This is a genomic window from Streptomyces thermolilacinus SPC6 (genome assembly GCF_000478605.2).
Taxonomy (GTDB): Bacteria; Actinomycetota; Actinomycetes; order Streptomycetales; family Streptomycetaceae; genus Streptomyces; species Streptomyces thermolilacinus.
On sequence record NZ_ASHX02000001.1, the window covers coordinates 3,777,735 to 3,791,808 of the forward strand.

At 72.9% G+C, this 14,074-nt stretch carries 10 protein-coding genes; 3 read left to right on the plus strand and 7 right to left on the minus strand.

The window, feature by feature from the left end; translation table 11 throughout:
- Positions 1–29: 29 nt before the first annotated feature.
- The 6 genes from J116_RS16455 to J116_RS16480 all read right to left on the minus strand — a co-directional run bounded on the left by J116_RS16455 (position 30) and on the right by J116_RS16480 (position 7,798).
- Positions 30–647 (minus strand): hypothetical protein, encoded by a 618-nt coding sequence (locus J116_RS16455; protein WP_051203535.1) that lies wholly within the window; start codon positions 645–647, stop codon positions 30–32.
- A 390-nt stretch (positions 648–1,037) separates the two neighbouring features.
- Positions 1,038–2,768 carry an ATP-binding SpoIIE family protein phosphatase gene (locus J116_RS16460; protein WP_051203794.1) on the minus strand — a complete coding sequence of 577 codons (1,731 nt, stop codon included), beginning with the start codon at positions 2,766–2,768 and terminating at the stop codon, positions 1,038–1,040.
- Between the two features lie 446 nt (positions 2,769–3,214).
- Entirely contained in the window at positions 3,215–4,051 is an 837-nt protein-coding gene (locus J116_RS16465; protein ID WP_023588171.1) for an S-methyl-5'-thioadenosine phosphorylase, read from the minus strand.
- Positions 4,052–4,226: 175 nt separating this feature from the next.
- Entirely contained in the window at positions 4,227–4,544 is a 318-nt protein-coding gene (locus J116_RS16470) for an FmdB family zinc ribbon protein (RefSeq protein WP_023588172.1), read from the minus strand.
- 68 nt (positions 4,545–4,612) lie between these two features.
- Positions 4,613–5,899, minus strand: a complete 1,287-nt coding sequence (locus J116_RS16475) for an MFS transporter (RefSeq protein WP_023588173.1) — start codon at positions 5,897–5,899, stop codon at positions 4,613–4,615.
- Positions 5,900–6,271: 372 nt separating this feature from the next.
- Complete coding sequence (locus tag J116_RS16480; RefSeq protein ID WP_023588174.1) at positions 6,272–7,798, minus strand: potassium/proton antiporter; 1,527 nt, start codon at positions 7,796–7,798, stop codon at positions 6,272–6,274.
- Between the two features lie 319 nt (positions 7,799–8,117).
- Between J116_RS16480 and J116_RS16485 the strand changes: the two genes are divergently transcribed.
- Positions 8,118–10,919 carry a penicillin acylase family protein gene (locus J116_RS16485; protein ID WP_023588175.1) on the plus strand — a complete coding sequence of 934 codons (2,802 nt, stop codon included), beginning with the start codon at positions 8,118–8,120 and terminating at the stop codon, positions 10,917–10,919.
- Here J116_RS16485 and J116_RS16490 read toward each other — a convergent pair whose 3' ends face one another.
- Positions 10,920–11,537, minus strand: coding sequence for a 5-formyltetrahydrofolate cyclo-ligase (locus tag J116_RS16490; RefSeq protein ID WP_023588176.1), 618 nt, complete (start codon positions 11,535–11,537; stop codon positions 10,920–10,922).
- 230 nt (positions 11,538–11,767) lie between these two features.
- Between J116_RS16490 and galU the strand changes: the two genes are divergently transcribed.
- A complete protein-coding gene (gene galU / locus J116_RS16495; protein WP_028964139.1) occupies positions 11,768–12,679 on the plus strand; it encodes a UTP--glucose-1-phosphate uridylyltransferase GalU in 912 nt (303 codons plus the stop codon).
- Entirely contained in the window at positions 12,676–14,001 is a 1,326-nt protein-coding gene (gene glp / locus J116_RS16500; protein ID WP_051203537.1) for a molybdotransferase-like divisome protein Glp, read from the plus strand. Before galU ends, glp begins: the two co-directional genes overlap by 4 nt.
- Positions 14,002–14,074 lie beyond the last annotated feature (73 nt).

The window sequence follows — 14,074 nt, forward strand, 5'->3', positions numbered from 1 at the left end:
CCGGTGACGGCACTGCCCGTACGTGCGAGTCAGCACAGGACCACCGCCAGGCGCGATGTGGCGGCGGCGGCGACCACGTCCGCGGCGGCGGTCCGCGGCACGGCCAGCACGAGCAGCGCAGCGCCACTCTGCCCCGCGTCGCCCAGCTCGTCCAGACCATGCGGAACATCGCCTTCCCCTTCTGTGCCCGGTACGGAGCCCACGACCCGCGCGGAGCTCCCGCCGGGCAGGGAACGCCCTTCCGGTAGGAGGTCACCGCCCGCCCCGGAACCCTTGCGCGGGGCGTCGGCCAGACCGGGCACGGCCGCGACGCTCGCCCCGGCCGCCACCACCCGCGCCTCCGGGCCGCCGTCCTCCGCCGCCGTACCGGCCGGGGCGACCGGGACGGCGATCACATCCACCCGGTCGCCGGGCCGCAGCAGCCGTACCGTCGCCCCGTCCGCGATCCGCACCGGCACGGAGACCATGTGCGGCGACGCCCGCTGTCCCGTCGCAGGATCACGTACCGGAACCGCAGCCGAGCCCGGCGGCCTCGCCCGCGCGGCGATCGCGTCCGCCTGCCGCGCCTCCTGCCCCGCGTCCACCCCCGCCTCGCGGAAGCCCGAGGCCGCGAGCGCGGCGGCCGTCATCGCGAGTCCGGCCGCCACGGCCCGCCGTCGACGCGGTGCGGCCCGCCATAACCCGGACCGGCCGCCACTCACCCGCAGCGGCGCGAACTGCGGCACAGCACACGTCTCCGGCACGAACGACGCCGGTGGCCCGGACACGGGCGGACCCGGCGAACGCGAACGCGAACGGGGGGAACCTGAAGGCGAGGACGAGGACGTGGGTGAAGGGGGAGGGGTCGCTGGGGCATGCGTACGGGACGCCATGGCTCACCGCCTGTCGTGAGGACTGTCGTCGGCCGAGCGCCGACGCCCCTCACCATCCCTCGTCTCCCCTCACCCCGCTCGGGCCTGTGGACAGCCCGGCGCCCTGTGGAAAACCCCGTCACCCGGAAGAGTGCGAAGGGTCCTTCTCGGCGCGAGGCCCGTCGCTCACAGCAGCGGCAGGTCCTGTTCCGCCCACACCACCTTCCCGCCCGGCGTCCGGCAGGACCCCCAGCGGCGGCACAGCGTGTTGATGAGCTGGAGGCCGCGGCCACCCTCCGCGCTGAGCATGGCGTGCTGGATCTGCGGCAGGTCCGGCCCGCTGTCCGACACCTCCACGCACAGCCTGCTGTGGCGCAGGAGCCGCATGCGGCCGGGGCCGCCGCCGTACCGCAGGGCGTTGCCGACCAGCTCGCTGACGACCAGCTCCATGATGTCGGTGAGATCGGCCAGCTCCCAGTCCTCCAGCTGGGTGCGCACGAGCCTGCGTGCCGTCCGCGCGGCCGTGCCGTCGGCGGGCAGCTCCCACTCCCGCATCACCTCGGCGGTCAAGGCCTGCGGCGCCGCGGCGAGCATGATGGCGTCGTCGAACCGCCGTCCGTCGCCGTCGGCCGTCCTCGCCCAGATCGCGTCGAACGCGTCGGAGAACGGCGGCTGCGGCCCCGACGCCGCGGCGCGCAGGGTGTCCAGCCACACTCCCGCGTCGCTGGTCCGGTTCTTGATCAGGCCGTCCGTGCACATCATGATCCGGCTGCCGGGCGGCGCCTCGACGGTCACCGGGTCGTACGGGATGACCCCGGCGCCCAGGGGAGCGCCCACGGCCACGTCCACGAAGTCGGCGTTCCCCGCCGGGTCGATCAGAAGGGGCGGCAGATGCCCGGCGCTGGCCACGCGGTACGTCCCCAGGGCAGGGTCGTACAGGACGCACAGGCAGGTGGCGACCTGGTCCTCCTCCAGGTCGCGGGCCGCGAGGTCCAGGCGGGCCAGCACCCGTTCGGGCGAGACGTCGAGGTTCAGCAGGGTCCGGGCGACCGTCCGCAGCCGGCCCATGGTGGCGGCGGCCTCCAGGCCATGCGCCATGACGTCCCCGACGACCAGAGCGGTCCGGCCGCCGGGCAGGGGCACGATGTCGAACCAGTCACCGCCCACCCCGCTGGGGTCGACAGCGGGCCGGTAGCTCGACGCGACCTCCAGGCCCAGGGTGGGCGGGGCGGCCTTCGGCAGCAGCGCGCGTTGCAGCGTGACGACCGTTTCGCGCTCCCGCCCGTAGAGCCGGGCGTTGTCGACCAGTACGGCCGCCTTCGACGCCAGCTGGCCCGCCAGCGCCATGTCGGCGGGAGTGAAGGCGGGGCGTCCGGCGCAGCGGATGAAGTCGGCGATGCCGATCAGCACGCCCCGCGAGATCAGCGGCACGACCATGTAGCTGTGCACACCCGCCTCCTTCAGGAGCCGTGCCGCGTGCGGGGTGGGGGCGATGCTCTCGTACTGGTCCGGGGCGATCCGCCGCACCAGGTGGGCGCGGCCGGTGACCAGGCACCGGTGGGCGAGCTTCGGTGCCGGGTGGAGGGTGGTCAGCTCACCGACCGGGTCGGGTTCGAGGTTGGCGAGCCGGTCGATCGCGGACACCGCCATGGCGCGGGCGAGCGGGACCTTGGCCCCGGTCGGCCGGCTCGCCCCGCCGCCGCGCAGTACGGACTCCAGCAGATCGACCGCCGCCCCGTCGGCGAGGGTGGGCACCGTGAAGTCGGCCAGCTCCTGGGCGGTGCGCTGGAGGTCGAGGGTGGTTCCGATACGGGAGTCCGCCTCGTTCAGCCACGCCAGGCGGCGCGCGTCGGCCAGCGTAGTGACCGCGCTCACGGCACGCCGGAACGTTTCACTGAGCCGCTCGAGCCCTGACATGCCGGCCACGCGGGTCCGAGCGAGGGGGGCCATGCAGTGCACCTCCGTTGTTGGTCAGCTCCGCGGTGACACTCCGATTCTGCTCTCGTACGCGCCTCACAGCCTTCCGGCCGTGCCGTGCGGGGAGCAGACCGCCCGCCGGGGCACCCTCCTGCGGCCGCACGGCGGAGGTACGGCATGTGCCCACGGCGGGCGACAGACGGTACCCGGCCACAGCGGGCCCGCACAGACGCGCGGACCACATAGATCGCTCAGCCGGGCGCAGCGGCACCCACCGCACCCACCCCGCGCCCCCGGCGCAGCGGCACCCACCGCACGGACCGCCCACCCGGCGCAGCGGCACCGCCGGGCCCCCGGCCACAAGGCCCGGCACCGCACAGTGGCACCCGTCACGCAGATCGCGCAGCCGCGCCCGCAGATCAGGGCCGGCGGAGCGGCTACGGCGGTTACGGCAGTTCGATGCCCAGGTCCCACCCGTCGTGGGCGTGGGTGCACAGGCACGACCTGCTGTCCGCCGTGGGCAGTGCGGCGACCGCGTCGAAGAGGACGGCCCGCAGCCGCTCGACGTTCTCGCCGAACACCCGCAGCACCTCCGTGTGCGACACGCCCTCGCCCGTCTCGGCGCCCGCGTCGAGGTCCGTGACCAGGGCCATCGACGTGTAGCAGAGACCCAGCTCGCGCGCGAGGACCGCCTCGGGGTGGCCGGTCATGCCGACGACGGACCAGCCCATCGCGGCGTGCCAGCGGGACTCCGCGCGCGTGGAGAAGCGCGGGCCCTCGACGACGACCATCGTGCCGCCGTCCACGGCGTCCCAGCCCCGGCCCTCCGCGGCCCGCAGGGCGATCTTGCGCCCGTCGGGGCAGTACGGGTCGGCGAACGTCGTGTGGACGACGTTGGGCACCGTGCCGTCCGGCAGTGGCTCCCCGTCGAAGAACGTCTGCACGCGCGACTTCGTACGGTCCACCAGCTGGTCCGGTACGAGGAGGGTGCCCGGCCCGTACTCGGCGCGCAGCCCGCCCACCGCGCACGGCCCCAGTACCTGGCGGACGCCGACGGAGCGCAGCGCCCACAGGTTGGCCCGGTAGTTGATCCGGTGCGGCGGCAGCCGGTGGCCCCGCCCGTGCCGGGGCAGGAACGCGACCCGGCGTCCGGCCACCTCGCCGAGGAACAGCGAGTCGCTGGGGCTGCCGTACGGGGTGGTGACCTCGACCTCCGTCACGTCCTCCAGGAACGAGTAGAAGCCGGAACCGCCGATCACGCCGATCTCTGCATGCGTCGCCATGCGGCACACCCTAGACGCGCCTCCCACGCGCCCCGAAGCCCCCTGCCCCCACCAGCCACGGCCGGTACGCCCCCGAAGCCCGCAGGCCCCCGAAACGCCCTAACAGCGCCCGGGAACGCCGAAGGCCCCGCCGGGCGGACGGCGGGGCCTTGGAAAGGCGTACTGCGGCGCGGTGTCAGGCGGCGGAGCTGGTGCCGCCGCTGCCGCCCGTGCTCGACGCCGCGGGCTTGGCGTCCGAGGACGACGAGCCGGACGACGAGGCGGAGCCGGACGACGAAGCGGACTTCGACGACGCGGGGGAGCTGCTGGAGGAGGCGCCGCGGCTGTCGTTGCGGTAGAAGCCGGAGCCCTTGAAGACGATACCGACGGCCGAGAACACCTTCTTCAGGCGTCCCTGGCAGCTCGGGCACTCGGTCAGGGCGTCATCGGTGAACTTCTGCACCGCCTCGAGGCCCTCGCCGCACTCGGTGCACTGGTACTGGTACGTCGGCACTTGTCTTCCTCCTGGCACTCTCACTCGATGAGTGCTAACGACGAACAATAGTGACGCATTCCGCCGCGTCAGTCCACCGTCACCGGCACGCGGTGACCGATGCCACGCGCGACGGCCCGGCTCTCGGGCGCCGGAGCGGGGGTGGCGAGCCGCGACCGGAGCGCCACCAGGGTGACCAGCGCGAGCGCCGTACCGCCCAGCGGCACCAGGAACCCGGCGGCCGAGCCGTACGTGTCCGCGAGGCGCCCCGCGACCGTCACGGCGGCGGCCTGGCCCAGCGCGACGGCGCCGGTCAGCCAGGTGAACGCCTCGGTGCGGGCGGAGGCCGGCACCAGGGACTCGACCAGCGTGTACCCGGTGATCAGCGCGGGCGCGATGCACAGGCCCACGACGAGTCCGAGCGCGCCGAGCAGCAGTACCGACTGGGCGGACCACAGCAGCGAGGCGGCCAGGGTGAGCGCCGAGTACCCGACGATCAGGCGGCGCCGCGGCCCGGACTTCCAGGCGATGGCGCCGACGGCGATGCCGGCCAGCATGTTGCCCGCGGCGAACAGGCCGTACAGCAGGCCGTTCATGCCGGGGTCACCGATCTCCTCGGTGAACGCCGTCAGCGAGACCTGCATACCGCCGAAGACGGAGCCGATCCCCAGGAACGCCACCACCAGCACGCGGATGCCCGGCACGGACATCGCCGACGTGCGGGGCCTCGCCCCGGCGCCGGAGTGCAGCCCGTGGGCGGGCTGGGTGCGCTTCTGGGCGGCGAACAGCAGACCGCCGACGAGCGTCAGGGACGCCTCGGCGATCAGACCCGCGGCGGGGTGTACGCCGGTGCACAGCGCCGTCGCGAGTACGGGGCCCACGACGAAGGTGAACTCGTCCGTCACGGACTCGAACGCCGCCGCCGTGGACATGAGGGGCGAACCGTCCAGCCGGGCCGCCCAGCGGGCCCGCACCATGGGGCCGACCTGCGGGACGGACGCGCCGCTCGGCACGGCCGCCGCGAACAGCGCCCACAGCGGGGCGTCCGCCAGGGCGAGGACCGTCAGCAGGGACACCGAGGCGGCGTGCAGGAGGACGCCGGGGACCAGGACGGCGCGCTGCCCGAACCGGTCGGCGAGCTTGCCGCTCTGCGGGGCGAACAGCGCCATGGACACGCCGGTCACCGCGGCGACGGCGCCCGCGCTGCCGTACGAGCCCGTGGTGTGCTGAACCAGCAGGACGATGCCGATGGTGAGCATCGCGAACGGCTGTCGCGCCGCGAATCCGGGCAGCAGGAACGTCCACGCGCCGGGGGTGCGCAGCAGCTGCCCGTATCCGGGACGCTTCACAGCGTCGGAGGTGACCGTGGATGCCACGGCCCGTGCCTTTCTGCCGCCTGGTAGCGCTCACCGGGGTGCCGGGAGCCGCCGAGGGCTGTCCTCTTGCGCGGGAGCGCGGTAGATACCGGAGCCCCGCGGAAGGGGGACTCGGCCGCCATACGGTCGCGCCAGCCCTGCATCAGGCAGAGTTGGTTCGATCAAGTGTGCCTTCATGGTACAGGGAGCGGGCGGGGTGGTTCCTGTGAAATGTGCTACGCGCCACTTCACCGCCTGCGAAACAGGAATCCGGAACGCGGACCCGGAGTACCGGCCCGGAGCGCGGACCAGCTATGGCGCGCGCCGCCCGGACCCGCTGCCGTGCGCCGACCCCGGACCCGCTGCCGTGCGTACCGGCCGCAGCGGCACCGCTCAGCCGCCCGTCCCCAGCCAGCCCGCCAGTTTGCCGCCCTTGCCGACGGCCCGCAGGCGCCGTTCCGCCGCGTCCCGCACCGGGTCCGTCGCCACGACCAGCAGTTCGTCGCCGCGCCGCAGGACCGTCGTGGGCGACGGCACGAAGCTCTTGCCGTCCCGTACGACGAGGGTGACCGCGGCGCCCTGCGGCAGCCGCAGCTCCGCGACCTCCACGCCGTGCATCCTCGACTGCTCGGGGATCGACAGCGACAGCAGATGGCCGCGCAGCCGCTCCAGGGGCGCCGACTCGACGCCCAGGTCGGTGGCCTCCGACCCGTCGCCCAGCCGCAGCGCCTTCGCCAGCCACGGCAGCGTCGGCCCCTGCACCAGCGTGTAGACGACGACCAGCACGAAGACGATGTTGAACACCTTCCTGCTGCCCTCGATCCCGGACACCATCGGGATCGTGGCCAGGATGATCGGTACCGCGCCCCGCAGCCCGGCCCACGACATGAGGGCCTGCTCCTGCCACGGCAGGCGGAACGGCGTCAGGCTCAGGAACACCGAGACGGGCCGGGCCACAGCGGTCAGGACGAGCCCGATCGCCACGGCGGGCCAGAAGTCCCGCAGCAGCTCGTGCGGCGTCACCAGCAGGCCGAGCAGCACGAACATGCCGATCTGGGCGATCCAGCCGAGCCCCTCGGCGAAGCCCCGGTTCGCGGGCTGGTGCGGCAGCTTGGCGTTGCCGAGCACCATGGAGGCCAGATACACCGCGAGGAAGCCGCTGCCGTGCGCGAGGGCACCCGCCGCGTACGCGGTGACCGCGATGGCCATGACGGCGATCGGGTACAGGCCGGAGGCGGGCAGGGCGACCCGCTTCAGCCCGTACGCGCCGAGGAAGCCGACCGCGAGGCCGATGGCCGCGCCGATGGCCAGCTCCAGCGCGATCGTGGCGACGAGGACGTACCAGCTGTCCACGGGCCCCGTCGTCGAGAACGCGACGACCAGGATCACCACGGGCGCGTCGTTGAAGCCCGACTCGGCCTCCAGGGTGCCGGTCACGCGCGACGGCAGCGGCACCTTCCGCAGCACGGAGAAGACCGCGGCGGCGTCCGTGGAGGAGACGACCGCGCCGATGAGCAGCGCCTGCCGCCACTCCAGGCCGATCAGGTAGTGCGCGGCGGCGGCCGTGATGCCCACGCTCACCGCGACGCCCACGGTCGCGAGGACGGAGGCGGCGGGCAGCGCCGGCCTGACCTCCTTCCACTTCGTGCCCAGACCGCCCTCGGCGAGGATCACGACGAGCGCGCCGTATCCGATGACCTGGGTGAGCTCGGCGTTGTCGAAGGTGATGTTGCCGATGCCGTCCTGTCCCATGGCGATGCCGATACCGAGGTACAGCAGCAGGCTGGGAAGGCCGCTGCGCGAGGACAGGCGCACCGCGACGACGGCGACGAGCAGCACGAGCGAGCCGATGAGCAGCAGTTCGTTGAGCTGGTGGACAGTCAGGGGCCGAACCTTCCCGGGAGATGCGTGGGCGGACATCTTCAGTTGTGCGGCTCCCGCCGGAACGGGCACTTGTACGGCTCCCGCGGACGGGCGTCCGCTGTGCGGGTTTCCGCCGCGCGGTCCCGCAGGCGCCGATTTCTCGGCCGGGGCAGGGATATGCCGGGCATGTCCGGCGACGGGCGCGGTTCGCGGCAGCCGGTACTTCGTTACCTTACCTAATCTTTAACGCTTCCCTGACGCGGGAGCCGTCGCCCGTGGAGCGCCCCCTTACTGACACCGCGTCCGGGCCGCCCGACCGCTGCGCCTATGGTTGCTCCAGCACTCCTGGACCAAGCCTGCGCCTCGAAGGACAGCGATGCCCGCCAACACCACCGTCTCTTCCCCCAAGAAGAAGGGGCGACGTGCCCGCTTGCTCGTGATCGCCCTGGTGCTGGCGCTCGTCGCGGGCGTCGGGTACGGCGCCTACTGGAGCGTCAGCACCGTGCGGGCGCCCTTCCCGCAGACCACCGGCACGCTCGAGCTCGCCGGGCTCTCCGGGCCGGTGGACGTCAAGCGCGACAGCTATGGCGTCCCGCAGATCTACGCCTCCACCGACGCCGACCTGTTCCGCGCCCAGGGATACGTCCAGGCGCAGGACCGCTTCTGGGAGATGGACGTCCGCCGCCACATGACCGCCGGCCGTCTCTCCGAGATGCTCGGCAAGGACATGGTGGACACGGACGCGTTCCTCCGCACGCTCGGCTGGCACCGGGTGGCGCAGGAGGAGTACGACAAGGTCCTGTCGGACGAGACGAAGAAGAACCTCCAGGCGTACACGGAGGGCGTCAACGCCTACCTGAAGGACAAGGCGCCCCGTGACGTCTCCGTCGAGTACTCGGCGCTGGCCTTCTCGCACGACTACGAGATCGAGCCGTGGACCCCGGTCGACTCCATCGCCTGGATGAAGGCGATGGCCTGGGACCTGCGCGGCAACATGCAGGACGAGATCGACCGGTCGCTGATGACGAGCCGCCTCGACGCCCAGCAGATCAAGGACCTGTACCCGGCGTACCCGTTCGCCACGCACCGCCCCATCGTCGAGGGCTTCAAGCCCCGCGGCGACGGCGACGGCGAGGGCGACGAGGGGAACGGCGACGGCACGGGCCAGGGTGAGGGCGCGGGCAGCGGCCTCCAGAACGGCGCCCAGGACACCGGTACGGGTCAGGGCACCGGCTCGGGCACCGGCACCGGCCAGGCCGCCCAGAGCGGCCTCCAGACGCAGCTGGCGGCCCTCTCCAAGGCGCTGGACTCCGTCCCGGCCCTCCTCGGCCCCAACGGCGACGGCATCGGCTCCAACTCCTGGGTCGTCTCCGGCAAGCACACGACGACCGGCAAGCCGCTGCTCGCCAACGACCCGCACCTCGCCCCGCAGCTGCCGTCCGTCTGGTACCAGATGGGCCTGCACTGCCGCGCCGTCTCCGACAAGTGCCGCTATGACGTCGCGGGCTACACCTTCGCCGGGATGCCGGGCGTCATAATCGGCCACAACCAGGACATCGCCTGGGGCTTCACCAACCTCGGCGCCGACGTCACCGACCTGTACCTCCAGAAGGTCACCGACCGGGGCTACCTGCGCGGCACCAAGGAGGTGCCGTTCGAGACCCGCGACGAGGTCATCAAGATCGCCGGTGGCGGCAGCCGTACCATCACGGTCCGCACCACCAACAACGGCCCGCTGATCTCCGACCGCAGCGACGAGCTGGAGAAGGTCGGGGAGAAGGCGCCCGTCACCAACCTCGCGCCGGACCGCGGAGACGGTTACGCGGTCTCGCTGCGCTGGACCGCCCTCAAGCCGGGCAAGTCCATGGACGCCGTGTTCAAGCTGAACCGCGCCCGCGACTTCAAGGAGTTCCGCGCCGCAGCCCGCGACTTCGAGGTGCCCGCGCAGAACCTCGTCTACGCCGACGCCAAGGGCGCCCAGGGCAACATCGGCTACCAGGCCCCCGGCAAGGTCCCCGTCCGCGCCAAGGGCCACGACGGCACCCTCCCCGCGCCCGGCTGGGACCCCAAGTACGACTGGAAGGACGAGTTCGTCCCCTTCGACGAGCTGCCCTACGAGGAGAACCCCGAGCGCGGCTACATCGTCACCGCCAACCAGGCCGTCGTGGACGACGCGTACCCGCACCACCTCACCGCCGACTGGGGCTACGGCTCCCGCAGCCAGCGCATCAACGACCTCATCGAGTCGAAGATCAAGGACGGCGGCAAGATCTCGACCGACGACATGCGCACCATGCAGATGGACAACAGCAGCGAGATCGCCAAGGTGCTGACGCCGCTCCTGCTGAAGATCGACGTGTCCGACCCGTACGTCCGCGAGGCGCAGAAGCTCCTGGAGGGCTGGGACTACACGCAGGAGGCCGACTCCGCCGCCGCCGCGTACTTCAACGCGGTCTGGCGCAACGTCCTGAAGCTGGCGTTCGGCGACAAGCTCCCCAAGGAGCTGCGCGTCAAGGGCGAGTGCCTCAGCGTCCCGAACGTCGACCCGAACGTCCCCGACGACCAGCGCGGCCGGCTCGTCCGCGAGTGCGGCCAGCGCGAGGCGGACAAGGCGCAGCCGGACGGCGGCGACCGCTGGTACGAGGTGGTCCGCCCGCTCCTCAAGGACGAGGACAACGCCTGGTGGCACACCCCGGAGAACCGTCTGGACGAGGCCACGCAGACCCGCGACCAGCTGCTCGCCCGCGCCATGAAGGACGCCCGCTGGGAGCTGACCGCGCAGCTCGGCAAGGACGTCTCCACCTGGAGCTGGGGCCGGCTGCACCAGCTGAACCTGCGCAACCAGACGCTCGGCACGGGCGGCCCCGACGTGGTGAAGTTCCTGCTCAACCGGGGCCCGTGGAACCTGTCGGGCGGTGAGGCGGCCGTCAACGCCACCGGCTGGAACGCGGCGGGCGGCTACGGAGTCGTCTGGGTGCCGTCCATGCGGATGGTCGTCAACGTCGGCGACTGGGACAGGTCCCGCTGGATCAACCTGACCGGCGCATCCGGCCACGCCTACCACCCGCATTACACGGACCAGACCGACCTGTGGGCCAAGGGCGAACTGCTGGCCTGGCCGTTCAGCGCCAGGGCGGTCGACGCGGCGAAGGCCGACCACCTGGTCCTGAAGCCCTGATCAGACCGGGCGGGGTGCGGTGAACCGCCGTACGCCGTCCGGGGTCACCACCGCGTGCACGGGGTGGTCGTGCGGTTCCTCCGGGACCCGGGCGACCACCTCGTGCGCGTAGAGGAGCACGACGAGCGCCGGATCGGCCCCTACGCGCGCGAGGCGGGCCAGTACGCGGTCGTACGAGCCGCCGCCACGGCCCAGCCGCATGCCCCGCGCGTCCACCGCGAGGCCCGGCAGCAGCACCGCGTCCGCCTCCGTGACGGCGTCCGGGCCGAGGCGGGGTCCCGACGGCTCCAGCAGGCCCAGCCGCGCCTTGGCGAGGCCCTCCACGCCCTCGTAGACCCCCCAGTCCAGGTCGTTGTCGGCCATCAGGACCGGAAGCAGGACCCGTACGCCCCGCGCGTGCAGCGCGTCGATCAGCGCGCGCGTGCCCGGCTCGCGCCCCACGGAGACGTACGCGGCGACCGTACGGGCCTCCGCCAGTTCGGGCAGCTCCAGCGCGGCGGCGGCGAGGGCCGCGGTGGCCCGCTGGACGTCCTCGGTGGTCAGCAGGGTCCTGGCCGCCAGCAGTTGGGTCCGCAGCCCCGCCTTGTCCGGCACCCGCTGCCGCCCGCTGTCCGGCACCCGCTCCCCGCTGCCCGGGTTTCGCTCCCCGTTTTCCGGCACCCGCTGCCGCCCGCTTTCCGGGGCCCGCTCTACGCGCGCGTGGTGCCCGCTTTCCCGGCCCCGCTCACGGCCCGCCCGCTGCCCGCTCTCCGTCACGACACTCGCCGACCTCTCGTACTCTCCTATATGCGGAGGAAGTTAACCGAAGGCTCATCTTCCTCCCATACCGACCGGATATGGTGCTCGCCATGACTCAGTCGCACCCCAGGATCAACAAGGCTGTCATCCCCGCCGCGGGACTCGGCACCCGGTTCCTGCCTGCCACGAAGGCCACTCCCAAGGAGATGCTGCCTGTCGTCGACAAACCCGCCATCCAGTACGTGGTGGAGGAGGCGGTGGGTGCCGGACTGCACGACGTGCTGATGATCACCGGCCGGAACAAGCGGCCCCTGGAGGACCACTTCGACCGGAACTACGAGCTGGAGGAGGCCCTCGACCGGAAGGGCGACCACGAGCGGCTGGACCGGATCAGGGCCTCCAACGACCTGGCGACCATGCACTACGTCCGCCAGGGCGACCCGCGCGGCCTGGGCCACGCCGTCCTGTGCGCCGCCCCGCACGTGGGCGACCAGCCGTTCGCCGTGCTCCTGGGTGACGACCTGATCGACCCGCGCGACCCGCTGCTGTCCCGGATGGTGGAGGTCCAGGAGGCCCAGGGCGGCAGCGTCGTGGCCCTCATGGAGGTGGACCCGGCGCAGATCCACCTCTACGGCTGCGCCGCCGTGGAACCCACCATCGAGGCCGACGTCGTCAGGGTCACCGACCTCGTGGAGAAGCCCGACCGCGCCGACGCCCCCAGCAACTACGCCGTCATCGGCCGGTACGTCCTGGACCCGGCGATCTTCGGGATACTGCGCGAGACCGAGCCCGGCCGGGGCGGCGAGATCCAGCTGACCGACGCCCTGCACAAGCTGGCTGTCGACGAGAAGGCCGGAGGCCCCGTCCACGGCGTCGTCTTCAAGGGCCGCCGCTACGACACCGGCGACCGCGGCGACTATCTGCGGGCGATTGTCAGACTCGCGTGCGAACGTGAAGATCTGGGACCGGAGTTCCGATCCTGGCTCCGCCGTTACGTCACCGAGGAGATGCAGGCGCCGTGAGTTCAGTGAGCCCGGAGAACCGGGAGGACACCGTCTGGACGGTGGACGAGCACCTCGAGGACATCCTCGCGGCCGTTCACCCGCTGGACCCCATCGAGCTTCAGCTGCCCGACGCCCAGGGCTGCGTACTGGTCGAGGACGTCACGGTGCCCGTCGCCCTGCCGCCCTTCGACAACAGCTCCATGGACGGCTACGCGGTGCGCGTCGCCGACGTCGCAGGGGCGAGCGAGGAGTTCCCCGCCGTGCTCACCGTCGTCGGGGACGTCGCGGCGGGCAGCGACGGCCTGCCCGAGGTCGGCCCCGGCCAGGCCGCCCGCATCATGACCGGCGCGCCCCTCCCGCCGGGCGCCGAGGCGGTCGTCCCCGTCGAGTGGACCGACGGAGGCACGGGCGGCGGCGCCGCGACGACGATGCGCCCGGCGGGCGCGGCCCCCGAGGGATCGGGCGGCGAGGTCCGCGTCCACCGCCCCGCCGAGCCGCGCGCCCATGTACGCGCGCGGGGCAGCGACGTGCCCGCGGGCGCCCTGGCCCTCGCCGCGGGCACGGTCCTCGGCCCGCCGCAGATCGGCCTGCTCGCCGCCATCGGCCGCGGCACGGTCAAGGTCCGCCCCCGGCCGCGCGTGGTCGTCCTGTCCACGGGCAGCGAGCTCGTCCAGCCGGGCGCCGAGCTGGGCCCCGGCCAGATCTACGACTCCAACAGCTTCGCCCTGGCCGCCGCCGCCCGTGACGCCGGAGCCATCGCCTACCGGGTCGGCGCCGTCACGGACGACGCGGACACGCTGCGCGCCACCATCGAGGACCAGCTGGTCCGCGCCGACCTGCTGGTCACCACAGGCGGCGTCAGCGTCGGGGCGTACGACGTGGTCAAGGAGGCCCTGTCCGCCACGTCCGACGCCGACGAGCCCGGCGGCGGCGTCGAGTTCCGCAGGCTCGCCATGCAGCCCGGCAAGCCCCAGGGCTTCGGCTCCGTCGGCCCGGACCACGTCCCGCTGCTCGCCCTGCCGGGCAACCCGGTCTCCTCGTACGTCTCCTTCGAGCTGTTCGTCCGCCCCGCGATCCGCGCCCTCATGGGCCTCCCGGACCTCCACCGCCCGCGCGCGCGTGCCCTCCTGTCCGCCGAGGCGCCGCTGTCGTCGCCCGCCGGGAAGCGCCAGTTCCTGCGCGGGACGTACGACGCCCAGGCGGGTACCGTCACTCCTGTGGGTGGTGCCGGGTCGCACCTGGTCGCCGCCCTCGCCCGGGCCGACGCGCTCATCGTCGTACCGGAGAACACCACGCGCGCGGAGCCCGGCGACGAGCTGGAGGTGGTGCTCATCGGCTGAACCGGCGGGCCCTGCGGGGCGGCCGTGGCGGTACGGTGTCTGCCGCCGTGCCGGACAAGACGACCGGTGCCAG